Source organism: Nitrospira sp., assembly GCA_030692565.1.
Classification (GTDB): Bacteria; Nitrospirota; Nitrospiria; order Nitrospirales; family Nitrospiraceae; genus Nitrospira_D.
On record JAUYAO010000054.1, the window covers coordinates 189,752 to 214,335 of the forward strand.

The window sequence follows — 24,584 nt, forward strand, 5'->3', positions numbered from 1 at the left end:
TGTTTGCTACTTAGACTCAGGCGCCGGGACCGATACGGACTTCGCACAGCGAAAGCCGATCGTGGCCGAACGCTGCGCCGGGGGCGAGCCGCTACGCGTGGCCGTTCGCAGCATGATGATTTTGCTCTTCCACGATCCGCCGCGCACGCTCCGGTAACGGCCGCTCGTCGGTCCCGGCGGATTCTTCTCCGTCATGTAGGCGTAGTAGTCGAAGCCGAACCAGTCCTGGACCCACTCGGCGACATTCCCGGCCATGTGATGCAATCCGTAGGGGCTGCGGCCTTCGTCCAGCGACTCGACCGGGGCGAGAATCGGAATCTCATGCACATGATATTGTCCGAACATCGCCCGTTTCTGGTCGGGGATCGCATTGCCCCAAGGAAAGAGAGCGCCTTCCGTTCCGCGTGCCGCTTTTTCCCATTCGGCTTCAGTGGGGAGCCGCTTGCCGGCGGCGTGGCACAGATCCTGTGCTTCCTTCCACGTCACGTAGAGGGCCGGCCAGCGTGACAGCGTGTCGTCGGTGACGGAGTGGATGGTGATGACGTGCCAGATCAACTTCTGGAGCTCGTCCGAGGGCGGCGTTTTCCGCTGCTGCAGGAACGCGAGGTATTCTCCCAGGCTCACTTCGTCGCGATCCATCTCGTAGGCATCGAGCCAAACATGATTCTGCGGGAGTTCGGTATCGTCGAATTGTGTCCCGATTCCGTACGGATCGTCGTCGATGCGCTTACTCCCGAGGAGGAAGGTGCCTGCGGGTATGGTGACTGTGGGCGCCGGCTTCGCCAGCGCCGCGATGGCGGTGAGGTGGCGCGCCAATTCTTGCGATGGCTTGGGCGCGACAGTGGCACCCGATACCGGCGTCGAGAGGGCAAGTAGAAGGAGGAGCGAGGGGAGCCAGCGAAGGAATGGCATCAGGTCTTGCTCGGGGATTCCAGCGCCTTGTGGATTTCACCGATCAGGCGCCGTTCGATTTCGGCCGTCTCTTCCTGGCTCACGCTCAAGATCCGGCCGCCTTGCGCCACTTTTTCAAATTCGGCGCGGACCCCGAGTCTGGTGGCGTTTGCGGGAAGGGCCTGCAGAGTGATGAGATATTGATTGCGAAAGCCGGCCACTTCCAGCGAGGCCGGGTTCGAAATCTTTCGTTCCGTCACATACACGGCTTTTTGATCATTCTTATAACTGACCTTCACGGGATAGCCGTTCTTGGCGAGGGTCTCTTCCACGATCTTCGCGACGGCGGGCAGCGGGCGAGCGACGGTCTCGATCTGCGCACCCTTTTCCTCGATGCGTAGTTGCTGAGCCGCCTGAGCCGCGGCGGTTTTCACCGCTTCGGCGCTCGCGCGTTTCGCCTGGGTGAGCTGCGCATTCAATTGATCGGTCAGCTGGCTCATCTCGGCCTTGGCCGACTCCGTGGCCTTCTTCGCATCACGCAGTTCCTGATTCAACAGGTCGATCTGCTGCTGCATGACCTTGTTCCCGTCTTGCAGCGACGACAGCAAAGATTCCTGCTTCGTCACCTGTTTTTTTAAAGCATCGTTCTCGGCTTTGAAGGGCGATTCGTCCGGCTTACACCCGGCCGTCAGCAGACAGCAGGCCAGCAGGCCGATCCCTGCCATGTTGGACAACGTTGGCGTCACCGTCCACTCCCTGTGAATATTCATCTGGTGATTATCTATGGTTCGCCTGAGCTTGTCCACGCGGATTTGCTGCCGGATGGAGTGATCGATTTGACCGGTCTCCGGCCTGGCGGCTATGCTCAAGTCATGCGCTCTAGGATGTTTCTACTCCTGATTCTGTTGAGCCTCGTGGTGACGCGGCCGGCTGTCGGGTTGGCCGGGGAGGGGACGGTCGTCTCGATTCCAGCCGAGGACTACGCCCGTTACGACCAGATAATCGCCGGCAAGTTTCTCCACTCAGAAACCCAACTCGTGCTGCTCGAACGGAAGACCGCGACGCAGATCTCGCCGGACCAGGAAGGGCCGCTGACGAGCGCGTGGTTTCATAAGCAAGGGTATTTCGATGGAACGCTTCCCGTCGAACTGGTCCGCGATTTCGTCGCGGCGAATCAGGAGCCGGCGAAGCTGGAAGGCCGGTTTCAATTCGGAACCAGGTATCGGTTTGTGTCGGGCAACGCGGTCGAAGATCCGGAAGTGTCGCTGGCACAACCGGTTCTGGCCGCCTGGCTCAGATCCGTGCAGGCGATGCCGGTACTGGACCGGCTGGTGTTTTCGCGCATCGGGTACAATCTCCCTCAAACTCAAGCCTTGGTCTATGTCGGCAATCCACGTCCCGATGGTTCGGGGGCCGGTTTTCTGGTCTGGTTGCGCCGGCAAGGGCCGGCCTGGTCGATATGGGATACGGAGGTAGTGTGGACCGTTCGGGTCGAGCCGGAGTCCGACGGCGGACCGCTGCTTGCACCGTGAGCCGTCTCAGCGGTAGCATGCGCGCGCCATGGCGAATCTCATCCGCAAAACCTTTTCTGTCCCCCCGCTCGGGTGCAATTGCTCCATCATCGGCGATCCGGTGACGAAGCGGGCCATCGTCGTCGATCCAGGTGGCGCTCCTGAGCGGATTCTTCGCGAGGTCCAGCAGTTAGGCCTGACCGTCAGCCACATTCTGCATACGCACGCTCACTTCGATCACTTTCTTGCGTCCGGCGAAATGCAGCGGCTGACCGGTGCAACGCTCTGTCTGCACCAGGACGATCTCGATCTCTGGACCAATCTGGAAGCGCAGTGCCGGATGTTCGGTGTGCCCTATGTGGCTGTGCCGCTGCCGGAATATTGGATCAAAGATGAAGAACGCATCATGGTCGGCGGCGTGACCGTTGTGGGCCTCCACACACCGGGTCACACGCCTGGCTCAATGAGCTTCCATCTTCCTGGTGAGAGTGTGGTGTTGGCCGGAGATACCCTGTTCCGGGGCAGTATCGGCCGGACCGATTTGTGGGGCGGGGATTTCGACGCGATTGAGCGGTCGATCCGTGAACGGCTCTATACACTCGCCGATGAGACAACGGTGGTGACCGGACACGGACCGGAAACGGAGATCGGAGTCGAGAAGGAATCGAACCAGTTTTTTCGCGTGGAGTGACGGACGGCTACTCTTTTTCCATCCGCTCTTTCAGGCGGGCGAGGCGCTTCTCGGTCGATTGCTTGATGAAGGTCATGTTCTCGGAGAGATGCTGCTGCGCGTTGATCTTCCCTTCTTCGCGCCGCTTTAATTGATCGAGTCCGAACTGGGAGATCGCCGCGCCGTCCTCCTTATTGAGCTCTTTCCAGATGACAACACAACGCGCCTGTTTCGCCGTTGGGTAGGCGTCGCAGGGAGGATCGATCGTCGCAGCCCTGGCGATGGCCGGTACTGACAAGAGTCCAGCGAGCACAATCGTCAAAAGTTTCATATCCAGCCGGTCCTTCTTATCCATGACCACGAAGCGTGAACGGCACCATACCACAAGTCAGATCGTTGCGCCGACCATCCGGATCTATGAGCAAGGGGCGACAACGTTTCTGCAGCGCTGGATCAGTCGTCGTAAGCGACCTCCGGCTCTGTTACTCGACTCGCTCACCCGGCTGCCAAAGCATTCGAGCATTCTCGATCTCGGTTGTGGCGGCGCGCAAGACGCGCGGGTTCTTCATGCAAAAGGATTTCGTGTCGTCGGGATGGATCTGACGACGGCGTTTTTACGGGCCGCGCAGAGCACGGCTCCATCTGTACCGCTGGTGCTTGCCGATATGCGTGACGTGCCGTTTCGAGACGCATCATTTGATGCGGTTTGGGCGGCTGCCTGCTTGATGCATGTGCCGAAGTCTGAAGCCGCGCAGGTGCTCAAGAGGCTGAGTCGCATCGTTCGTCCCGGCGGGATGCTGGCGGCAACCGTCACCTATGGCACCCAGAGCCGCATTTTGACCGATGGGTGGATGCCCGGCCGTTACTTTGCCAGGTGGCAGAAAGCCGAGCTGGCTCGGGTGGTGGAACAAAGCGGCTGGATGATTGACTCGCTGCGAGTCGTGTCGAACCAAGAGCGCAAAGGCCGGTGGCTGAATCTCGTCGCGAAACGCGCTATGTGACGGGAGCGTCGATCGCAGGACGCGTTACTTCGTCGGCGCCGGCTCCGACGTCTTGCGGTCGAGCGTGAAGTAGATCTTCTCGTCGAACGTGTAGTACCCGCCTTCATCGATGTCGTGCATGATGCAGAACGGCGAGAAGATAATCGCGCAGCCGAGCACGTCGGCGACCACCCACCAGGACCAGGTTCGCTTGATCGTATAGGTAGCGGGGTCGTAGCCGTCTTTGGAAAAGGTCGCGCGATGGTCGGCCTTGCGGCTGAGATTGACGGTGCCCGGTGCGAGCATGTGCACGAGATCGTCGACGACGACGTTGGTCTCTGCCGGAGTGGTAAAGAGCGTGACGGATTGATGGTCTCCGTGCATCCAGGTGCCGCAGCCGGTCAGGGACCAGGCACATCCGATCACGAGCGCGCCAAGCCAAAGTCGAGTCCGTGTCATGCCAACCTCTTGCTCGCTGGTGCGGGAAGGATCATCCAGCGCGGTCTGATGGTGAACATCTGTCGGCATTTTTCCATGCCACCCGCCGTTCTTCTAGCGTTTTCAGTAATTCTACAGAGAGTGGGGCTGGTCCTTTAGATCTTCATTGCCTCGTTCACTTCGGCGAGCGTCGCCTTCGCGACTTTCGCGGCGCGCTGGCTGCCGTCCTGCACGATCTCGTCGATGCGCGAGGGATGGCTGATGAGGGATGCGCGGGCTTCCCACATGGGCGCCATGCGCTCGACCATCTTATCCGCCACCAGTTTCTTGCAATCGATGCAGCCGATAGCAGCGGTGCGACAGTCTGTGTTGATCTGCGCTTGCACGGCTTGCGGTGAGTAGATCTTGTGGAACTCATAGACGGGGCAGACGTCGGGGTTGCCCGGGTCCGTGCGCCGCACGCGCGCCGGGTCGGTGACCATCGTCTTCAGTTTTTGCCGGACCACCGGCTCCGCATCCGACAGGTTGATCGTGTTGCCGTAGCTCTTGCTCATCTTCCGCCCATCGGTGCCCAGGACCTTGGGAAATTTAGTGAGGTGTTCTTTGGGCTCGGGGAAGACGGACTTTTTGTAGATATCGTTGAAGCGCCGCGCGAGTTCCCTCGTCAGTTCCAGATGAGGCAGTTGGTCTTTGCCTACCGGAACGAAGTCCGGCTTGTATAGCAAGATGTCGGCAGCTTGCAGCACGGGGTAGCCGAGAAAGCCGTAGGTGCTGAGGTCCTTTTCTTTGATCTCGTCCTGCTTCTCTTTGTAGGTCGGATTCCGCTCCAGCCAGGACACGGGGACCATCATTGAAAGGAGAAGGTGCAGCACGGCATGCTCGGGAATGTGGGACTGGATGAAGACGGTCGAGCGTTTCGGATCGATGCCGGCGGCCAGCCAGTCGATCAAGAGTTCGCGTACGAATTCGCGGATGCGGCTGGTGTCGGCGTAGTTCGTCGAGAGGGCGTGCCAGTCGGCGACGAAGAAGAAGCACTCATAGTCTTCCTGCAGCGCCTTCCAGTTTTCCAGGGCGCCGAGATAGTTGCCCAAATGCATCAGGCCGCTGGGTTGCATACCGCTGAGAACGCGCTTACGTGGTGCTGTGGTCATTGCGAGGCTCCTGCGCCGAGGCCCAGGGTGTTCGAAAGAGCGATTCCGGACAGGGCCGTGGCGAATGTGCTGGTGATAGTGTGGGTGACGCGGAGTGCGGTGTCGACGATCCTGAGTTCGATCGAGATCGTTATGCTGCTATGGATCGGGCTCATAGGTGCAGTGGTCATTGCGAGGCTCCTGCGCCGAGGCCCAGTGCCGTCGACAAGATCGTGCCGGACAGGGCATTGGCGAATGTGCTGGTGATGGTGTGGATGACGCGGAGTTCTTTATCGAAAACGATCAATCCCATGAGAATCATCATGCCGTAGGGCTCCAACCGCGCGAGCGCGAGCGCCGGTGTCGGGGGCAAAAGGCAGGTCAGGATGCGTCCGCCGTCGAGCGGCGGGATCGGAATCAAATTGAAGAGCGCCAGAAAGACGTTGATCATCACCGAGTAGAGGGCCATGACGCTGATGGGCAGCAGGATCATCGTGGCCAGGCTCGCGGGCTCGCCATCGGCATTGCCGGGACGTTTGGCCAGCAGGGATGGATCGACGGCAAAGAGCGCCGCGACGACCAGCGCACCGATGACCGCTAAGACGAGATTCATGCCGGGCCCTGCGGCGGCGACCAGCGCCATGTCGCGGCGCGGCTGGCGCATGTTGCGCGGATCGACCGGCACCGGTTTGGCCCAGCCGAGGAGGAAGCTTCCCGGCAGCGCGAGGCAGAGCAACGGCAGAATGATGGTGCCGAGCGGGTCGATATGCGCCAGGGGATTCAGCGTCAGGCGGCCTTGCAGCTTCGCGGTCGGATCGCCGCATTTGTCGGCGGCCCATCCGTGGGCATATTCATGCAGCACCATCGCGAAGAGGAGCGGGAGACCCATGTATGAAATCTTGTGGAGGATGGGAGCGAGTGTGTCCATAGGGTGATCCGGCTAGTCGAGTTGGACGAATTTCCCGTGTTTGACTTGGAGCAGCGCGAGGGGGCGTTGGAGGGTGCCTTCCGCTCCGAAGCCGGCCGGTCCCATCAGTGTAGGGAGATCGCGCTGCGTGGTCAGGAATTCTCGAACGGCGTCGCCCGACGTCGCTCCCCGGCGAATCGCTTCCAGGACCAGCTTGGCGGCATCGTACCCTTGCATGGTGAACAAGGTGGGGCTGCCCTGAAACCGTTTTTGAAATCGTTGAACGAAATCCTGCACGGCGGCATTGGCGCTCTCCGCGAAGAATCCGTCCACAAACACGGCGCCGTCCACTGTGCGGTCAGCCGTGCGCAGGAAGTCCGGCGAGTTCCATCCGTTGGTTCCCAAGAGCGGGACTTTGACGTCGTGAAAGGCGAGTTGTGCCGCGAGCAGGCCGATTTCACTGGCGCGGCTGGGAATGAAGATCGCGTCGAAGCCCGGTGTATACAGAATCCGTTTATCGGTCTTGCCGACCGGTTTTCCAGCCGGACGCGAGGGATCGTAGGGAACCGCGAGGCCGTATTTCTTGAGGTCTTCGGCCTTGAGTCTCTTGATCTGCGGCGAGAAGTCCGAATCGCCCTCTTTGAACGATTCCATGGCGATGACTTCGCCCTCATGCTGCCGGACTTCTTGCGCGAAGAGGCGCGCCTGTTCACGGCCATACGTGGTATCGGGGTACAGGATGCAAAACCGGCGGTAGCCTTGTTCGCCGGTGGCATAGGCTGCGATTCGCTTGGCTTGCAGGGCATGGGTCAGGGTGGTGCTGAAGACGAAGCTTCCCAGTCGTCGGACATTGGGAAACGTGGCCGCCGGGGTAATCAGCGGGATTTTTGCGCGTTCGGCCATCTCGGCCATCACGGGGAGATTTTTCGAGAGCATCGGCCCGATGACGGCCATTGGCCGGTCTTCGTTTAGCAGTGCGGCGTGGTCTTCGAGAAACGAGGGTTTGTCCGACTCGTTGTCTTTCACGATCAGTCCGACGGGCGGCATTCCCGACTGTTCGCGCGCGCGTTCGACCGCCAGCTGAATGCCCTCCAGCACTTCATTGGCGAACGGCGCGAGGCGTCCGGACAGCGGCAGGACCGTGGCGATGAAGAATTGGTTCGCCTTCAGTCTGGTCTTGAGGAGCGCCAGCGTGTCGGCGGCCTTGGAGCCGTAGGGGTGTTCGGGGAATTGCGCGAGAAATTGTTGAATCTGGCGTTCGGCCAGATGGTCTTCTCCGCGCCCGGTATAGAGCTCGATCAGGCGGATGGCGGCCAGATCGCCGGGGAACGATTTCGGATAGAGGTCGTGCAGTCGCGTGAGCGCTTTCTTGTCCAGCTTCTCGTTGATGAACTCGCGAATCTGTGCCCGCGTCTCCGCGACGTGCTCTTCGGTACCGGCGGCGCTCTCTTGGAGCAGGGCTTCGATGGCGCGGACATACTCTTTTTTCTGCACCAGAAATTCGGCGGTGAGCCGGAGGGCTTCGTGCTTCGTGTCTTCGTCGGTCGTGCCGGTGCGCAATTGTGTGAGCAGGGGCAGCGCCAGATCGATGTTGCCCATTGCCGCGTGGGTGCGGGCCAGCATGATCTTCCCCCGCTCGCTCAAGTCGGACGCGGGGAATTCAGTCTGCAGCTGGTTCAAGTATTTGATGGCCTCGGAGTATTCCTTCATGTTGTACAGAGCGGCTCCGAGCAGCAGGTAGGTGTCATCCAAATGCTCCGGGCGCGGGGAGGTTGCGAGAAACCGCCGAAGGACGGTGGCGGCGGACTCTGCCTCGCCCTTGTCGAGCAATCGTTTGGCTTGCGCAAGCACCGGGGGATCAGGCAGCGGCGCTTTGAGTTCCGTCGCGGGGGCCGGTTGGGGCTGCACCGCGGCTCCTGCCAGGCTCAAGGCCAGGACGACGATCAAGCGGCGGCAGGCATGCAGTCGTGAGTATGTGCGCTGAGAACCCATTTAGAGGCAGCGATAGGGATGCGGTTGGTTATTAGATGACACGCTGTGACTAGTATCGGAAAGGGTGCGGAGGTGTCAAGGAGAACCGCGGTTGGTTCGTTGAGTTCACCTGGCGAGTTGGCTATAGTCTGCCGATAGGCAGGCTGCGGTGCTCGCAGCGGTGCTGATTTGCCTGTTCCTCGTGCGACTCTTCTTATGGTTACATCGACCAATCAAATCCTTGCCCCGCTGGCTGAACGCTATCTCGGGCATCTTCGCGTTGAAGGCGGATTATCGGTCAACACGCTGGAAGCCTATCGGCGCGATCTGCACAAGTTGCAGTCATTTCTTGTTCCGCACCGGATCGGAATGGGGGAGGCGGTCGCGCCGCACCAGCTCGCCGGATTTCTCGCGACCTTGAAAGATCAGCGCCTGGCCTCGGCGTCGATGGCGCGTACGCTGTCGACGTTACGGGGCTGGTTTCGCTTTCTCGTGCGCGAAGGATTGCTGCCTGCCAGCCCGATGCAGGATCTGTCGGTGGCCCGGCGGGCAGTCCGGTTGCCTAAAACGCTGACAATGGCGGAGGTTACGGCGCTCTTAGATTTGCCTCCGTTGCCCGTATTGGAGGATCAGCGCGACCGCACGATGCTGGAGTTGATGTATGCGTCGGGATTGCGCGTTTCTGAGTTAGTGTCGGTGGAACTGGTGCGTCTTGATTTGGGCGTGGGTTGTCTGCGGATTCTCGGGAAGGGTTCAAAGGAGCGCCTGGTCCCGATCGGCGAAGCTGCGAGAGAGGCGCTGGCGCACTATGTCGATCACGTTCGCTCTGCCATTTTGAATCGGCGGGCGTCGCGGGCGCTCTTTGTGTCTCGGCGCGGGGGACCGTTAACCAGGCAGGCCTTTTGGAAAATCGTGAGCCGGCGCGCCAAGCGCGCGGGGATTGCCAAGCCCATTTCGCCCCACATGCTGCGACATTCGTTCGCCACGCACTTGCTTGAAGGGGGCGCCGATTTGCGTGCGGTGCAGGCGATGCTCGGCCATGCGGATATTGCCACGACGCAGATCTACACCCATGTTGAGCGGGGCCGGCTGAAACAGGTTCATCGGAGATTTTTCCCTCGGCAGGCCGGGACTCTTAAGAAATAAGCATCCTGCCGCCGGCGAGTCGCGACGAATGAAAAGACTGCAGGAACCCAAGAAAACTGCAAGAAGAGTGCGAGAATCGGTTGACAAGGCCGGATGGACTTGGTAGCATCCGCCAACGTTGCTAAGAAAAACGGGCGGATAGCTCAGTTGGTAGAGCGCCACCTTTACACGGTGGATGTCGCAGGTTCGATCCCTGTTCCGCCTACCAGAGGTAAGCTGGTGTGTGGGGGCAGATCGAAAAAGGAAGATAGCACCATTTCTGATTTCGGGACTTGAACGGCTGCTCTGTCAATCGTCTTGTCGTTCCGACCATCCGCCGTATAGAAGAATCGCGAGGGGCCGTCGTTCAGCTGGTTAGGACGCCAGATTGTCAATCTGGAGGTCGCGGGTTCAAATCCCGTCGGCCCCGCCATTTTTCTTCAGGGTTGAGCACACTCCATCACACTACGGTGTGTCATGAATAGAGGAGGGAGACGCTAGCGTCCTATGTTCCAGTCAGGTCCCATGGCTCTCATTGGATCACTGGGCGTGGTGTCGAAAGTCGTTCTCTTTCTTCTCCTCCTGCTGTCAGTCGTATCCTGGGCCGTGATTCTCCTCAAGTTGAAAGTCTTCAAATCCGCCGACGCAGAAGACCGGCGGTTCATGACTGTGCTTTTGAAAGCCAAGGATGTCGATGAAGTAGTGCGCCATGCCCAGCGTTCGACCGGCAGCCCGTGCGCCAAGATTTTCCATGGTGTGGTCGATCGGCTTGGGACAGGGCGCGAGGCTCAGGACGGTGGAGGCGCTCTTCCTGTAGACCGCCACATCATGGAGCGCACCGCGCAACATATCGCGCAGGGACAGCTCTCTCACCTTGAATCGTATCTTCCCTTTCTTGCCACGACGGGAAATATCAGCCCGTTCGTCGGATTGCTCGGGACGGTGATGGGAATCATCGATTCGTTCAGAGAAATCGGTTCGCAGGGGACGGCCAGTATTGCCGCGGTCGCGCCCGGCGTGTCCGAAGCCCTGGTGGCCACGGCGGCCGGGCTGTTCACGGCGATTCCCGCGGTCATCGCCTACAATTACTTTCTGTCCCGTATCCGCGGCACCGCGTTCCGCATGGATACGGTGACGGTCGAGCTTCTGACGTTGATGGCACCGAAGGCTAAGCCGGCTACCATAGGGACGAAGGGATGATTCTCGAGACACGCCAGCGCCGGTTCATGGCGGAAATCAACATTATCCCCCTGGTCGATGTCGTGTTGGTGTTGCTGGTCATTTTCATGGTGACGGCGCCGATGCTCTACCGGGGCATGGATATCAAGTTGCCGGTGTCCGCGTCGAACACGATCAAGCCTGAAATTCGGGCGGTGCTGACGATCGAAAAGGATCAACGCCTGTATCTCGATAAGGATCAGGTGAGCGCCGTCCAATTAGAACGCAAGTTGAAGCTTCTCAAAGAAGAGCACGCCGATGTCTCGGTCTATCTGCGGGCCGATCGCGACGTGCCCTATGGCGTGGTGATTCAGGTGATGGACGGGGTGAAGAAGGCTGGAATTGAGAAATTGGGGATGGTGACGGATCCTGCCGGCCCTGAACGGGTGACTGACGTGGCGATCCCGCGTCGAAATAAATAGGACATCGGTTGGCCATGGTACAGGTTGCAGCGCACTCTCGGGCCTGGCTGGTAGGGTCGCCCAGGTGACGGACAAAATGAAGCTGCCTGGGGAGCGAGAATGTAGGCTGGTGACCGATTCTATCGGGCCCAACCGGGTGACAGACGTGGCGATCCCGCGTCGAAATAAATAGGACATCGGTTGGCCAGGGTACAGGTTGCAGCGCACTCCCGGGCTTGGCTGGTAGGGTCGCCCAGGTGACGGACAAAATGAAGCTGCCTGGGGAGCGAGAATGTAGGCTGGTGACCGATTCTATCGGGCCCAACCGGGTGACGGACGTGGCAATCCCGCGTCGAAATAAATAGGACATCGGTTGGCCATGGTACAGGTTGCAGCGCACTCTCGGGCCTGGCTGGATGAGGGACTGCAGGGCCAGTTGACCAGCCGCTTGAAGCGGGCGGTGGTGTGGTCGGTAGCGCTTCACCTGGGCGTCTTTATTCTCGTCATCTGGGTGCGGTTACCGCAGCATGGCGAGCGGCCGTTGGCATCTATCGAGATTTCACTGGCCAGCCTGCCGACTCCTCCGGTCAAGGCGGCTGAGCCCGTTAAAGCGGTTGAGCCGGTCAAAACGCCGGTGAAGCAGGTAGAGACTCCGGTGCCGCCGCCTCCGGTGAAAGCCGCTCCAGTGGCGCCGCCCGTAGTTCAGCGAGAAGCGGCTGCTCCTTCCAAGCCCGCGCAAAATCCGATGCGCGATCTCTTGAAGGATATTGAGTTGCCTCCGGACGCTCCGAAGTTTGGCGACTACAGTCCGGCCGAGAAGTTGAAAAAAGTTCAGGAACCGGCGGTTGCGAATGTTCCCAAGCTGAAGTTGCCGGATGTTCCGGTGGTGTCCGAGGCGAAGGTCGCAACAAAGAAGCCGGCGGACACGAAGCCGCGGCCGTCTCTGACCGACGAACTCAATCGGGAGCTGGACGAAGAGCTCAATAAGATTAAAAAACTGGAGTTGCCGAAAGAATCCAAGGCGGCCCCCGCAGAATCTCAGCCGACGCCGGCGCCTCAACTTGAAGCGAAGGCGCCGAGCGTGAAGGCGGTGGATACGGCATTGAAGGTTCCCGGGATGACTCCCGGGTCCAATGTCTACTTGGCGCAGGTTCGCCGGAAGATCAGCAGTATGTGGGCTGCGCCTCCGGTTGATGTGACGGCGCAGACCTACCGGGTGGTGGTGAAGTTTCGATTGCATCGGGATGGGAGCGTGAGTGGAGTGTCGGTCGAGCAGTCGTCTGGAAACGAGTATTTCGATTTGGCGGGGAAGCGGGCGGTGGTGACAGCCAATCCTCTGCCGATGTTTCCGGCGGACCTCACCGAATCCTACTTCGATGCGCACTTCACGTTTACTGTGGGAGAACAAAACGGATAACCCATGACATTCCGAATGTGGCGCATGTTGGGTTGCTTGGTGCTGGTCGGGCTCATCGGGATCATCGAGTCCGGTGCGGCCGATGTGTTTCTTGAAGCGACCAGGCCCGATTTCCAAAAGATTCCTCTGGGCGTGATTGGGATCCAGAGCGCCGGTGGTCCGGAGTGGCTGGGGGGACGGCTCGAAGAGGTGCTGAAGGCCGATATCCGGCGATCGCTCGTGTTTTCCCTCGTGGATCTCCCGAGTCTCGGGATCAAGGTGCGGGATGTAGGCACCGGCCCACATCCGGCGTTCAAACAGGCCAAAGAAAACGGTGTCTCGGTGCTGGTCTGGGGAAGGGCCGGTGCGAAAGACGGGGATAAGGACGCCGATGTCAGTATGGACGGATTCGTCTATGATGGCGAATCGGACGAGATTGTGGGCGGAAAGCGCTACGTCGGGTCTTCTTCGGTTGTCCGTCTGATGGCCCATCGCTTCGCGGATGAATTAGTGTTTCGGTATACCGGTGAACCGGGCATTGCCCGCACGAAAATTGCTTACGTGTCCGAGCAGGGAACGGCGCGGGAGCTGTTTGTGATGGACTATGACGGGTATGAGCCACGCCAGCTGACCTCGGATGGCTTCTTGAATCTGATGCCGCGCTGGTCGCCCGATCGCCGCTTTCTGGTGTTTACGGCCTATCGCAATCGCAACACGCAGGATATCGATATGATCGAATTAGCCACCGGAAAACGGTGGACGATTGTGTCGTTGGCTGGATTGAATATCACGCCGGCGCTGTCCCCCGATGGCAACTTCCTGGCATTCGCGTCGAGTCACGAGGGGAATTCAGAGCTGTACAAGCTGGATACCAGAACGAAGGCCATGCAGCGCATGACGACGCACGCCTCAGGAGATCTCTCACCGTCCTGGGCTCCCTCAGGACGGGAACTGGCGTTTGCATCGGATCGGAGTGGGGGCCCACAGATATTTCTCATGAGCGCCGATGGCACCAATGTTCGTCGCCTGACGTTTGAGGGGGACTACAACGCGGCACCGGCTTGGTCGCCGCGGGGAAACTGGATTGCGTATGTGTGCCGGACGCCCAAAAAAGAGTATAAGTTGTGCCTCATCACGCCGGACGGGCAGAAGCGTGTGCAACTCACGGCAGGGCCTGGGGTTGAGGATTCACCATCCTGGTCTCCGGACGGCAGGCATCTGGTTTTTAGTTCGACCGTCGATGGGAAGAGCCAGATTTATATGATCAATGCAGACGGAAAAGATTTGGAGCGGGTCACATTTACTGGCACGCACAACAGTGCGCCGGCCTGGTCGCCGGCGTCGTAATTCACCTGGTCGATACACACGATCACACATTGAAGATGTCTCGCCGGATAGGCCGGGAGAGGTCTCTAGAAGAAGGAGCGAATCTATGAGCGCGACGTTATCACAATGGTCGATTCCGATGCTGGCCGGTCTGTTGCTGGTCACGATGCCGGGTTGCTCGAAGAAGTCCGTGCAATCAGGCGGGGACACCCAGTCCTCACAGGCCGGCATGGCCAAGGGAACTCCCGGTGCCGGCGGAACAGGCGGATCAACTGGATCAACCGGTGGCGGAGTCAGCTCCAATTTTCCTGACACCTCGCTGGCCGGTCGCGACGGATCAGGCGGGTTGCGCGGACTCGATAAGAATCCCGGCGAGGAGCGCGTGAACGGCGGGACAATGATGGCGAAGCTGGATCCTTCCCAGAGCGGCCGGCAGATGGATGAAATCCGGTCCGAGCAAGCCGCCGCGGATGCGGCTGGATTGCGAGATGTGTTCTTCGGCTATGATAGCTTTGCGATTTCAGAGGAAGGGCGGCAGGCTCTGGCCCGCAATGCGGAGTGGATCAGGGCGAATCCGGGGGCGCAGTTGAAGATTGAGGGCCATTGCGATGAGCGCGGAACGTCAGCCTATAACCTGGTGCTGGGCGAGAAGCGAGCGAAGGCGGCCCGGAACTATTTGGTGGAGCTCGGTGTGAGCGCCAATCGTTTGGGCGTCGTGTCGTATGGGAAAGAGCGGCCGTTTTGCAAAGACCACAGCGAAGCCTGCTATGCCCAGAATCGTCGCGGCCATGTGGTCGTGAAGTCCGGGAAGTAAGATCGTATGCCCTGGGGTGCTGCACGGATGGCGAGAATGGATCAGGATCATGTTCAGCAAGTGAGGTGTGCGGTGGCTGTGCTTCTAGTCATGCTCTTCACGCTGTTGTCCGGATGTGTGGCGCAGCAGGCCGATCTCAAACAAACCGAGCGGGCCCTGCAGCAGAAAATTAGGCAGCAGGACGATCAGCTCTCTCAGACGCGCGCGCGGCAGAGCCAGGAGATTTCCAATCTGCGGGAGCAGGATCTGCCGCAACTTCGCGGGGAACTCGAAAAAGCTCGTCACCAAGCGGAGGAGCTTCAGTCCAGGCAGGAAGATCTCAAGCATCGCTCGGCGCAGTTGGAACTGCAAACGAAGAAGCTGGAACAGCTGGCGGCCAAGCTAGAGACGGATACCAACACTCGCTATGTCTGGTTGCAAAAGAGTCTTGAGACGCAAGACGCCAAGGTGAATGCGCGCCTCGATGAGTTGTCCAAGACGGTGAGCAAAGCGACGGAGGACCTGAAGCGCGACGTGCTGATGGCCGTGAAGCAGAGCAATGAGGTTTTGGATCGGAAAGTGGCCGAACGGCTGGATGGACAGCGCAGAGACCTGGAGGCTAGTCAGCAAAATCTGGATCAGAAAGTGTCCCAGAACCTGACCCAGTTCAACCAATCGCTCACCGGATTCAAGACGGCGTTCACCAGCTTGAATGATCGTGTCACGCAGGATGAGCAGGAGGCGCGGGCGATCTCAGGGAAGGTCGATGCCGACAACAAGGCGGCGGTGTCCCACATTAACGAGTCCAATCGGACCATGAGCGGCCACCTCGATGGAGTCAACAAGAGCGTCGCGTCGGTGGTGAAGACGCTGGAGTCCATCAGCCAAAAATTCACGGCCCGGTTTGACGAGCAGGATCGACGCATCGATTCATTGGGCCGGTCATTGGAGCAAGTAAGCCAAAAGAACGCAGGGCGGACGCAGAATCCTAGGCAGGCGCAGCGGTCGACCCTTTCTCCTTCAATGGAAGCCCCCGCGCTTGAGCGGCATGCGCAGGAGTCTGAGTCTGCTTCGTCCTCGCACCAGGCTCAGTCTCAGCAGGGATCATCGGAGGAAGGGGAACAATCAGCTGCTCCGGTGGCGGCGATCTCCGCTCCTGTGGAAGCCCCGGTCGTTGCGGCCGCGGCTCCAGTCGATGTTGCTGTAGACCGTGGACAATATGAACGGGTGTTGGCCCTCTTCCGCGACGGCGATTTAGAGGGAGCGCGACGGGGCTTTTCGACGTTCATCGCCAACTATCCGAACTCGGACCTTGCTCCGAATGCCCGCTATTGGCTCGGAGAAGCCTACTACGGGTCCAAGGACTTCAAGCGTGCGATCGATGCCTATGACAAGGTCGAGTCCGATTATCCGAGAAGCGAGAAAGTGCCTGCCGCCATTCTGAAGAAGGGCTATGCCTATCTTGCCTTGAAGGATAAGAAACGGGCCTCGTCCGCATTTAAACAAGTGGTCACGCTGTATCCGAGAAGTCCGGAAGCTGGAAAAGCATCTGACAAGCTGGTTCAGTTGAAGGAGGGTCGATAGATTTCATGCAAGCCTACATTATCCCTTATGCGACGGCGATCGGAGTTGCGGGTTCGTTACTGATCTTGCCGGGGTGTGCCAAACATGCGGACTTTGTTGAGCTGCGGGATCAGCTCTCGACGGTGTCCCGCTCCCAGGAGCAGGATCATCAGCGGGTCGACGCGGTTTTGCGGCGCCTCGAATCGGTCGAACGTGTCAAGGATATTGAGTCGGGAAAGCCGCGGGTTGACGAGCTGGCGGCGCGCCTTCAAAAGCTGGAATCGAAGCTGGCCAAGCTTGAAGACGGAGCCGGACTCGCATCCACCCGGGCCGATGTTGCCGCGTCCGACGCGCCCAAAGCGACGAAGCCGAGCAAACCCGCAGTTCAAGGCGAGAGTGCGTCTATTGTGTCTGGCATGCCTGGCATCACCCCGACATCCGCCTTCAATCTCGCGTACAACGATTTCCTGAACGGCAAGTACGATCTGGCGGTGTCGGGATTTCAGCGATTCACCAAAGATTTCCCCGGGACGTCATTGACGCCGAACGCGCATTACTGGTTGGGAGAGTCGCTCTATAATCAGAAAGACTACGCGCGCGCCACGACGACGTTCGAGTATCTCGTGGCAGAATATCCCGGGAACGAAAAAGTCTCTGCCGCACTGTACAAGCTGGGTTTGGCGACGGCGGAAGCCGGTGATCTGGTGAAGTCCAGGAAATATCTCAAGCGGGTGATTGAGGAGTTCCCTGCCTCGGATGAAGCCAAGCTCGCAAAGAATAAACTCGCCGACATTCGGTGACGGTCGCAGGCGCGCGATCTCCCGCCTTACGCAGTCAGCCTTCATCGCGATACCGTGGAGCGTAGTGCTGTGCTGACGACCAGTTCGACCGGAAAAATTCGCATCTTGCCGGGAGACGTCGTGAGCCGGATCGCCGCCGGCGAAGTCGTCGAACGTCCTGCCGCCGTTGTCAAAGAGCTCATCGAAAACAGTCTGGATGCGCAGAGCAAGACCATTTCCGTCGAGATCAAGGACGGGGGTCTCGCGAGTATTCGCGTCACGGACGACGGCGAGGGCATGAGCCGGGCCGATGCGCCGCAAGCCTTCGAGCGTCATGCCACCAGCAAGCTGCGGTCCGATCAGGATCTGTGGTCCATCCGCACGATGGGATTCCGCGGGGAAGCGCTGCCCAGTATTGCCTCGGTCTCGAATGTGCGGCTCGTCACGGCCATGCAGTCGGATCCGGTGGGTACCGAGTTGCAGATGCGGGGCGGAGCGGCCCCGCAGGTCCTCGATGCGCCTCCGATTGTCGGGACGCGCATCGACGTCACCGATCTCTTCCACAATCAGCCGGCGCGGAAAAAGTTTCTCAAATCTGTCCCGACGGAATCCTCGCATATCACACGCGTCGTACAGCAGGCGGCGCTCGCCTGGCCGGCCGTGCATTTCAAATTGATCGGTAACGGGCAGGAGACGTTGAACTATCCCGCGGTGGCGACGGACCGGGATCGTATCGGACAAGTGTATCCACGGTTCATGCTCGACCATCCCGTTCCGGTCGAGGCCGGACAACCGGGAGCGAAGCTCAGCGGCATCATCATCGACCCGAATCATGCGAAGGCGTCGCGCATCCCGCAAGAACTCTTCGTCAATCGCCGGCCGGTTCGGAGTGCCGCTGTGTCCCATGCGATCGTCGAAGGCTATGGTTCGTTCCTTCCCAAGGGACAGCAACCCCAGTTCGTATTGTTTCTTGAGGTCGATCCGGATCGTGTGGATGTGAATGTGCATCCCTCGAAGCGAGAAGTGCGCTTTGCGGAGCAGGAAGCGATCCATCAGCTGGTCCGGCGCGCGGTGCGGCAGGCGCTCAGTCGAAACGAGCCGGTCGCCGGGGAGTCCTTCGTCCCGCGGGAGCCGGACGCCCCGGGCGTGAGTAAGGAGCTGGCGCGGGCGTGGTTTCCCGCTCAGGCCACGGCGCCTTCGACGGGAACAGGCCAGGCAAGCCCTCAGGCGGCTATCGGCAGTATTCCAGCCTCAGCCGATCAGCTCACGTTTGTAAACGAAGCGGCTGAGCCGTATGTGCGTGTGCCGTCGTCGGAGGTGGTGGCGTTCGGACAGCTTCACCACACGTATCTGGTGGTGCAGGTGGGCGGTGCGTTGACCATACTCGATCAGCATACGACTCATGAACGTGTCTTGTTTGAGCGATTGTATCGAGCCTGGGTCGCGCGCGGGATGGCCTCGCAGCCCCTGTTAATTCCGGAGGCTGTAGAGCTCTCGGCGCCTCATGCGGCGCTGCTGCAGCGCTATCAAGGCGAGTTGGAGAAACTGGGCCTCGAACTCGAGCCGTTCGGCAAGTCGGCAGTCCTTGTGCGGAGCGTGCCGCTCGGGGTCGGCGCGATCAATGCTCCGGCTTTCTTGCAAGATTTGCTGGAGGATCTCAGTCTGTGGGGGCAAGCATCCAGTCTTGAAGCGCGCGTGCGTCCCGTGCTGGCCTCGTTGGCCTGCCACAGTGCGGTGCGGGCCGGCCGGGCGATGGGGCTTCCGGAGATCCAGCGGCTGACCGAGGATTGGCTCTCCGAGGGAAAGATTCAAACGTGCCCGCATGGACGGCGGACGGTCTTTCAACTGACTGCGGAAGAGCTTGAAAAGCTGTTTGGTCGGGTCGGGTGGTAGTCGGACAGAATTGAGATTCTCGCCATGCCTACTCAATCCGATATGATGGCCGACCGGATTCGCCGGTATCGCCCGCTCGTCGTCTTGCTGGGGCCTACGGCCACAGGGAAGAGCGCTGTCGGAGTTCAGGTAGCCCGGCGCTACGACACCGAGATCCTGACGGCCGATTCCCGCCAGGTCTATCGCGGGATGGACATCGGAACCGATAAGCCGTCGGTGCAAGAGCGGCAGGGTATTGTGCATCGGTTAATCGATCTCGTGGATCCCGATGAGCCCTATAACGCCGGGCGCTATCAGCGGGAGGCCTTACATGAAATCGATCGAGTGATCCGGGATGGCCGGCTTCCTCTGGTCGTCGGTGGTACCGGGCTCTATATCCGCACATTGATTCGGGGAATCTGTGATGCCCCGGAGGCCGATGCGGACATTCGGCGGGAGCTCATGGCATTGGTGGCCGCGCAGGGGCGCGAAGGTCTCTATGCCGAGCTTGTACGAGTGGATCCTGTCACCGCGGCACGGCTGCATCCCAACGATGAGTCAAAAGTGATTCGGGCGCTGGAGGTCTATCGCTTGGCCGGCTGTTCTCTCGCTTCTTTGCAAGCACACCATCAATCGCAAGCAGCGGCGTTCCCCACATTGCTGGTCGGGCTGCAGCGCTCCAAAGAGCAGCTCCATCGGCGGATCGAAGCCCGAATCGATTGGCAGTTGGCGCATGGCATGGTAGAAGAGACTCGGACGCTACTGGCTCGCGGGTATAGCCGTGCGCTGGGATCGATGAAGGGGTTGGGATATCGGCATCTCGCCGCACAATTTGCCGGCGAATATGATGCGGCAGAAATGGTGCGACGGTTCAAGCAGGATACCAGGCAATTTGCGAAACGCCAGATGACCTGGTTTCGAAAGGAGCCGGGAATTATGTGGTTGATGATCGACGCAGAGGAGTCGACGGGTCACACCGCCGATCGGGTCGTTGAGCTGATTGAGCAATTCATGGCATCGCTAGGCACACGGCGTGCTGAACCTGTCTCGTGAGTCACGCAACCGGGAGTATGAGTGTATGGCACGGAAGAGCAATGGGTCACAGGCTTCAGTAGGGGTGATCGGCGGGAGCGGGTTGTATGACATTGAAGGGCTGAAAGGTGTGCGCGATGTGCGGATCCGTACCCCGTTCGGCTCGCCGTCGGATGTGATCCGCGTGGGACAGTTGGATGGCGTGTCCATCGCGTTCCTTTCCCGGCACGGTCGGGGCCATCGATTGAATCCCGGAGAAATTAACTATCGCGCAAACATCTACGCGATGAAATCGTTGGGTGTGCAGCGAATCATTTCTGTCAGCGCGGTTGGGAGCATGAAGGAGCTGATTGAGCCCGGCGACGTGGTGATCTCTGATCAGTTCATTGATCTCACGAAGCGGCGCGCCTCCACGTTTTTTGAAGGGGGCATCGTGGCGCATGTCGCCTTCGGAGAACCGATTTGTGCGTCGCTGGCCCAGGCGCTGGCGGTTGCGGGCGAAGGGGTTGGCGCGCACCTTCATCGCGGCGGCACGTATCTGTGCATGGAGGGGCCGCAGTTTTCGACCAAAGCAGAGTCACGGCTGTATCGGCAATGGGGCGTAGATGTGATCGGGATGACCAATATGCCGGAGGCGAAGTTGGCGCGCGAAGCCGAGCTCTGTTACGCGACGATGGCGCTGGCCACGGACTATGATTGTTGGCATGAGACGCAGGAGGCTGTGACGGTGGAGGCGATTCTGGCCACGCTCCACCACAACGTGGCTTTGGCCAAGCAAATTCTCAAGGCCGTCGTGCCGTCTGTGGCCGAGGCTCCAGCCTGTCCCTGCCATCGGGCGCTGGATAATGCGATCGTGACTGCTCCAGCGGGCATCTCGGCAGCAGTCCGGAAGAAGTTCGGGATTCTTACGCGGCGTGTCTTCGGGCCAAAGAAAGGAGCGCGGTAAACCATGGGGAAGTTACTAGTGGTGGGTTCGGTTGCGCTCGATACGGTGAAGACACCGTTTGGAGAAGGGACCGATATTCTTGGAGGGTCCGCGACGTATTTCTCGACGTCGGCCAGCTTTTTTACGTCGGTCGCGCTGATCGCTGTCGTGGGAGAGGATTTCCCCGCCCAGCACATTGCGTTTCTCAAGAGTCGTGGAATTGATCTGACGGGGTTGGAGCAGCGACCTGGGGCGACGTTTCGGTGGAAGGGGGAATACTCGCATCAACTGAATGAGGCGAAGACGCTCGACACGAAGCTCAATGTGTTCGAAACCTTCCGTCCCAAGATTCCCGAGGCGTATCGTTCGCCCGATGTGCTGTTTCTAGGCAACATCGATCCCGAGCTGCAACTCGACGTCTTGCAGAAGGTCGAGCGCCCCGGCTTGGTCGCGTGCGACACGATGAATTTCTGGATCAACGGGAAGCGCGATGCCTTGTGGAAGGTCTTAGAGAAAATCGATATCCTGATCATCAATGACGGTGAGGCTCGCGCGCTGGGGCAAGATTCCAATCTGGTCAAGGTGGCCAAGCACGTGTTGGCACGGGGCCCCAAGCATCTCATCATTAAGCGGGGGGAGTATGGCGTCCTGATGTTCAACGGGACGCAGGTGTTCGGCGCTCCCGCGTTTCCCCTGGAGGATGTGCGCGATCCCACTGGCGCCGGCGACACTTTTGCGGGCGGTTTCTTAGGCTATCTCGCCGCCACAGGAAATCGTTCTCCTGAGGCGATGAAGCAAGCCATCATCTTCGGGAGCGTGATGGCGTCTTTTACCGTAGAATCCTTTAGTCTTGACCGTTTACGTATCCTGGATTACAAAGAGATTCAGGCGCGCTTCCAGGAATTCAAGCGATTGACTCATTTTGAGGATGTGTCGTAATGCCTGAGGGTGAACGGATTTGTGGACGGGAGCTGGGACGAGTGCCTCAGTACGGGCGCAGCCTGCTCGTAGGGGTCTGTCTGTTCATCAGCGCCTGTGCGGCTACGGACGAGGCGATTCAGAAATCTCAGGGCCATTATCAGGAAGGTATCGCGTCGCTCAGCGGGGATCGGCAAAAAGCGTTCGTGTCGTTTCAGAAAGCCGTCCAGTTGAATCCGAAGAATAAAGAGGCGCACTATGGCCTGGGTCATGTCTATGCGATTCAGGGGAAATTAGCCCTGGCTGAAGAAGAGTTTCGAACCGCCATCCAGATTGACGACGCCTATTCAGAAGCGCATACCTATCTGGGGCAAGTGCTGGCCAGCCAGGAGAAGTGGGATGAGGCGATCCGGTCTTACCGGGCCGCACTCGCCAATCCTCTCTATGCCACTCCGGATTTGGCGCGGTTCCATTTGGGCCGGGCATTGGCCCAACGGGGAGATTTCCAGGAGGCGATGGAGTCGTTGGAGGACGCGGTGGCTGCGAATCCGGCCAGTGTGCCTCCGGCATTGACCCATCTCGAACTGGGGCGCGTGTATTCCAAATTGGGATATGCCGTCAAGGCGCGAGAGATTCTCAGTAAGGTGAAAGCGATGGATAAGGGCGGCGAGTATGCCGCGGCAGCAACAGAACTTTTGGCTCGGTTAAAGTAGTCGAGGGCGTATGGAATCGGTTGGTGAATTCTTTCGGCAGGTACGTGAGACTAAGGGGCTGACCATCGATGAAGTCGCGGCGAAGACGCGGATTCGGTCAGATTTTGTCAAAGCCTTGGAGGATGGGAACTTTGCCAAGTTGCCCGATCAGGTCTTTGCCAGAGGGTTTGTTCGATCCTATGCGCGATCTCTGGGGCTCGACGAAGAAGATGCCATTCACCGGTTTGTCCAGTCAGCCGGGGCTTTTTATGAAAAGCAGGATGAGCGGGAGCGGTTGAAGGTTCGGCAGGTTGAAGAAGAGCGGAAGCGCCAAGCCAACCGAAAAGCGGTAGCGGTGGCGATCGGGATTGCGGTGTTGACGCTCATCTTCTTGCTGAGCCGTGAGCAATCGTCGGTTTTGCGACGCAGCACCTCCGAGCTGACCTCGAATAAGCGAAGCGCTCAGGCGACAAAGGAAGCTGTTGAGCCAAGCACCCACCAGGATCCAGAGCCTACTCCCATTCCAGCCAAGTCCAGTGAAGTCGTACCTCCAGCCCCCACGAAGCCTGCGGTGGAGGGGCGTGCAGCTGAACCGGCAGGAAGCCATGCTCCGGTGGTTGCATCGAAGCCTGAGCCGGATCTCGTTTCAACGGCGTCGCCTGGCACGGATGGCCCGCTTGGTGGCATTTCAATCGAAGGTACTGGGCAGTCTTCGGACGGACAATTGGTTTTGGATCTTGAGGCCAATGAGTTGAGTTGGGTCGTGGTTCAGATCGACAGCGGGAGTCCGCAGGAGGCATTGCTGCGCCCGGGAGAGAAAGCTCATTGGAAAGGGCAGGATCAATTCGTACTAACGTTGGGCAATGCCGGAGGCGTAAAAGCTGAACTCAATGGGAAGCCGCTTAAGCCATTTGGTCCAAGTGGGAAAGTGGCTCGCGATGTGGTGATCAAGCGGTAAGGCTGTAGTGTCGCCTCATTCTGTTTCTCCTCAAGCGGAGCCCCGTCCAGCAGGTCTCGTACCCACTTCCAAGTGTTCGCCCGCCATTGGCAGAGGCGATGACCAGGGCAGATTGGTCAGCCTTGATCTTTATTAGTTCTGGCATGGGGCAACAATGAGAGTTTGTGGCGCAAAGGTGTCACGACGAAGTCCAGTTGAGGATCTCGTCCGGATTGATCGCTGTAAGTGGCTCAAATAAGGCCTTTCATGCTGTGACTCTTGTGGCACGCCCCTTGATAGATAGGCTGAACGTAACGAGGCGGAGGGAAGCGAGTTCAGGTGCTGCGAGTGGTCAAGAAGGAGTTGGATTTCTTGACAAGAAATGAGCGCGGTTGCTATAGTCCGCCCGTTTAAGTGCATTCTTTTGGTACAGGTATTCTAAAGCCAGCGGCCTGTGGCCGAGTTCACGTGTGGTGGGTTCAACACAAAGGAGGACGTGCGATGGGTTACTTCTCGAAGTTCTTGGGAATCACTGCAGCCCTGATGCTCATGTCTGTGACGGTGGCGGGAGCCGCGGAAAGAGATCCGTTGAAGCCCCGTGTTCCAGCCGATCAGATGAGCGATGCAAAGGCTATGAAGAATCCGGTTGCTTCGTCTCCGGAAAGCATTGCCAAGGGTAAGGCGTTGTTCGAGGGCAAAGGCACCTGCTTCAATTGCCATGGAAAAGAAGGCAAGGGCGATGGACCGGCCGGCGCGATTCTGGATCCGAGCCCCCGGGACTTCACCAACTGCAAGTTCCACAAGAAGCGGAAAGACGGCGAGTTGTTCTGGGTCATCAAGAATGGCAGCGCGGGCACCGGTATGGTGTCTTTGATCCCTGCCGCCATCAACGAAGAAGAAGCCTGGAACATCATCAACTACGAGCGGAGCTTCTGCAAGGGCGAGTAATTCCTTCAGAGGTTGCTGTGTTTGAGAGAGAGGGGCGGGGGAGCGATCTCCCGCCCCTCTCGCTTTTTGTTGAGACCGGCCTGAGCTGGCTGCGTGAGCGAGGCCGGCGTCTTCCACTCCAGCGGCACCGCTGTCCTAAAAAGCCATGTCAGTTACTCGTC

At 59.3% G+C, this 24,584-nt stretch carries 26 protein-coding genes and 2 tRNA genes; 20 read left to right on the forward strand and 8 right to left on the reverse strand.

Going from position 1 to position 24,584, the window contains the following annotated elements; all coding sequences use genetic code 11:
- Positions 1–6 precede the first annotated feature (6 nt).
- Both Q8N04_15065 and Q8N04_15070 read right to left on the reverse strand, forming a co-directional pair.
- On the reverse strand, positions 7–912 hold the full coding sequence (locus tag Q8N04_15065) for an SUMF1/EgtB/PvdO family nonheme iron enzyme (GenBank protein ID MDP3091994.1): 906 nt from the start codon (positions 910–912) through the stop codon (positions 7–9).
- On the reverse strand, positions 912–1,637 hold the full coding sequence (locus Q8N04_15070) for a hypothetical protein (GenBank protein MDP3091995.1): 726 nt from the start codon (positions 1,635–1,637) through the stop codon (positions 912–914). The genes Q8N04_15065 and Q8N04_15070 overlap by 1 nt, the downstream gene beginning before the upstream one ends.
- A gap of 12 nt (positions 1,638–1,649) precedes the next feature.
- On the opposite strand from Q8N04_15070, the gene Q8N04_15075 reads away from it, so the two are divergent.
- On the forward strand, positions 1,650–2,423 hold the full coding sequence (locus tag Q8N04_15075; GenBank protein MDP3091996.1) for a hypothetical protein: 774 nt from the start codon (positions 1,650–1,652) through the stop codon (positions 2,421–2,423).
- Between the two features lie 28 nt (positions 2,424–2,451).
- A complete protein-coding gene (locus Q8N04_15080) occupies positions 2,452–3,093 on the forward strand; it encodes an MBL fold metallo-hydrolase (protein MDP3091997.1) in 642 nt (213 codons plus the stop codon).
- A 7-nt stretch (positions 3,094–3,100) separates the two neighbouring features.
- Here the strand turns inward: Q8N04_15080 and Q8N04_15085 are convergent, their stop codons facing one another.
- Complete coding sequence (locus Q8N04_15085) at positions 3,101–3,403, reverse strand: hypothetical protein (GenBank protein ID MDP3091998.1); 303 nt, start codon at positions 3,401–3,403, stop codon at positions 3,101–3,103.
- 22 nt (positions 3,404–3,425) lie between these two features.
- Here Q8N04_15085 and Q8N04_15090 point away from each other — a divergent pair, with 22 nt between their 5' ends.
- A complete protein-coding gene (locus tag Q8N04_15090; GenBank protein MDP3091999.1) occupies positions 3,426–4,073 on the forward strand; it encodes a class I SAM-dependent methyltransferase in 648 nt (215 codons plus the stop codon).
- Between the two features lie 24 nt (positions 4,074–4,097).
- Here the strand turns inward: Q8N04_15090 and Q8N04_15095 are convergent, their stop codons facing one another.
- From Q8N04_15095 to Q8N04_15115, 5 genes are all read right to left on the reverse strand, one after another.
- Positions 4,098–4,511 (reverse strand): hypothetical protein, encoded by a 414-nt coding sequence (locus Q8N04_15095; GenBank protein ID MDP3092000.1) that lies wholly within the window; start codon positions 4,509–4,511, stop codon positions 4,098–4,100.
- 134 nt (positions 4,512–4,645) lie between these two features.
- Entirely contained in the window at positions 4,646–5,641 is a 996-nt protein-coding gene (gene trpS, locus Q8N04_15100) for a tryptophan--tRNA ligase (GenBank protein ID MDP3092001.1), read from the reverse strand.
- Positions 5,638–5,811: a hypothetical protein gene (locus Q8N04_15105; GenBank protein ID MDP3092002.1), complete on the reverse strand. Its 174-nt coding sequence runs from the start codon at positions 5,809–5,811 to the stop codon at positions 5,638–5,640. Before Q8N04_15105 ends, trpS begins: the two co-directional genes overlap by 4 nt.
- The gene (locus Q8N04_15110) at positions 5,808–6,548 is read right to left on the reverse strand and encodes a site-2 protease family protein (protein MDP3092003.1); all 741 of its coding nucleotides are present in this window, start codon (positions 6,546–6,548) and stop codon (positions 5,808–5,810) included. Before Q8N04_15110 ends, Q8N04_15105 begins: the two co-directional genes overlap by 4 nt.
- A gap of 12 nt (positions 6,549–6,560) precedes the next feature.
- Complete coding sequence (locus Q8N04_15115; GenBank protein ID MDP3092004.1) at positions 6,561–8,519, reverse strand: penicillin-binding protein activator; 1,959 nt, start codon at positions 8,517–8,519, stop codon at positions 6,561–6,563.
- A 195-nt stretch (positions 8,520–8,714) separates the two neighbouring features.
- On the opposite strand from Q8N04_15115, the gene xerD reads away from it, so the two are divergent.
- From xerD to Q8N04_15200, 17 genes are all read left to right on the forward strand, one after another.
- Positions 8,715–9,644, forward strand: a complete 930-nt coding sequence (xerD, locus tag Q8N04_15120) for a site-specific tyrosine recombinase XerD (GenBank protein MDP3092005.1) — start codon at positions 8,715–8,717, stop codon at positions 9,642–9,644.
- Between the two features lie 132 nt (positions 9,645–9,776).
- Positions 9,777–9,852, forward strand: a tRNA-Val gene (locus Q8N04_15125).
- Positions 9,853–9,979: 127 nt separating this feature from the next.
- A tRNA-Asp gene (locus Q8N04_15130) sits at positions 9,980–10,056 on the forward strand.
- Between the two features lie 92 nt (positions 10,057–10,148).
- Complete coding sequence (locus Q8N04_15135) at positions 10,149–10,823, forward strand: MotA/TolQ/ExbB proton channel family protein (GenBank protein MDP3092006.1); 675 nt, start codon at positions 10,149–10,151, stop codon at positions 10,821–10,823.
- Positions 10,820–11,263 (forward strand): biopolymer transporter ExbD, encoded by a 444-nt coding sequence (locus Q8N04_15140; GenBank protein MDP3092007.1) that lies wholly within the window; start codon positions 10,820–10,822, stop codon positions 11,261–11,263. The genes Q8N04_15135 and Q8N04_15140 overlap by 4 nt, the downstream gene beginning before the upstream one ends.
- A 358-nt stretch (positions 11,264–11,621) precedes the next feature.
- Positions 11,622–12,659, forward strand: coding sequence for a TonB family protein (locus Q8N04_15145; protein MDP3092008.1), 1,038 nt, complete (start codon positions 11,622–11,624; stop codon positions 12,657–12,659).
- A gap of 3 nt (positions 12,660–12,662) precedes the next feature.
- Positions 12,663–13,985 carry a Tol-Pal system beta propeller repeat protein TolB gene (gene tolB / locus Q8N04_15150; GenBank protein MDP3092009.1) on the forward strand — a complete coding sequence of 441 codons (1,323 nt, stop codon included), beginning with the start codon at positions 12,663–12,665 and terminating at the stop codon, positions 13,983–13,985.
- Positions 13,986–14,070: 85 nt separating this feature from the next.
- Positions 14,071–14,778, forward strand: coding sequence for a peptidoglycan-associated lipoprotein Pal (gene pal / locus Q8N04_15155; GenBank protein MDP3092010.1), 708 nt, complete (start codon positions 14,071–14,073; stop codon positions 14,776–14,778).
- Between the two features lie 72 nt (positions 14,779–14,850).
- Positions 14,851–16,341, forward strand: coding sequence for a tol-pal system protein YbgF (gene ybgF, locus Q8N04_15160; protein MDP3092011.1), 1,491 nt, complete (start codon positions 14,851–14,853; stop codon positions 16,339–16,341).
- A 5-nt stretch (positions 16,342–16,346) separates the two neighbouring features.
- Positions 16,347–17,120, forward strand: coding sequence for a tol-pal system protein YbgF (gene ybgF, locus Q8N04_15165; protein MDP3092012.1), 774 nt, complete (start codon positions 16,347–16,349; stop codon positions 17,118–17,120).
- 69 nt (positions 17,121–17,189) lie between these two features.
- Entirely contained in the window at positions 17,190–18,992 is a 1,803-nt protein-coding gene (gene mutL, locus Q8N04_15170; protein ID MDP3092013.1) for a DNA mismatch repair endonuclease MutL, read from the forward strand.
- 24 nt (positions 18,993–19,016) lie between these two features.
- Positions 19,017–20,024: a tRNA (adenosine(37)-N6)-dimethylallyltransferase MiaA gene (gene miaA, locus Q8N04_15175; GenBank protein MDP3092014.1), complete on the forward strand. Its 1,008-nt coding sequence runs from the start codon at positions 19,017–19,019 to the stop codon at positions 20,022–20,024.
- A gap of 25 nt (positions 20,025–20,049) precedes the next feature.
- On the forward strand, positions 20,050–20,949 hold the full coding sequence (gene mtnP / locus Q8N04_15180; protein MDP3092015.1) for an S-methyl-5'-thioadenosine phosphorylase: 900 nt from the start codon (positions 20,050–20,052) through the stop codon (positions 20,947–20,949).
- Positions 20,950–20,952: 3 nt separating this feature from the next.
- Positions 20,953–21,867: a PfkB family carbohydrate kinase gene (locus Q8N04_15185; GenBank protein ID MDP3092016.1), complete on the forward strand. Its 915-nt coding sequence runs from the start codon at positions 20,953–20,955 to the stop codon at positions 21,865–21,867.
- Complete coding sequence (locus Q8N04_15190; protein ID MDP3092017.1) at positions 21,867–22,559, forward strand: tetratricopeptide repeat protein; 693 nt, start codon at positions 21,867–21,869, stop codon at positions 22,557–22,559. Before Q8N04_15185 ends, Q8N04_15190 begins: the two co-directional genes overlap by 1 nt.
- 10 nt (positions 22,560–22,569) lie before the next feature.
- Positions 22,570–23,496, forward strand: coding sequence for a DUF4115 domain-containing protein (locus tag Q8N04_15195; GenBank protein MDP3092018.1), 927 nt, complete (start codon positions 22,570–22,572; stop codon positions 23,494–23,496).
- A gap of 480 nt (positions 23,497–23,976) precedes the next feature.
- Complete coding sequence (locus tag Q8N04_15200; GenBank protein ID MDP3092019.1) at positions 23,977–24,423, forward strand: cytochrome c; 447 nt, start codon at positions 23,977–23,979, stop codon at positions 24,421–24,423.
- Positions 24,424–24,584: the final 161 nt, after the last annotated feature.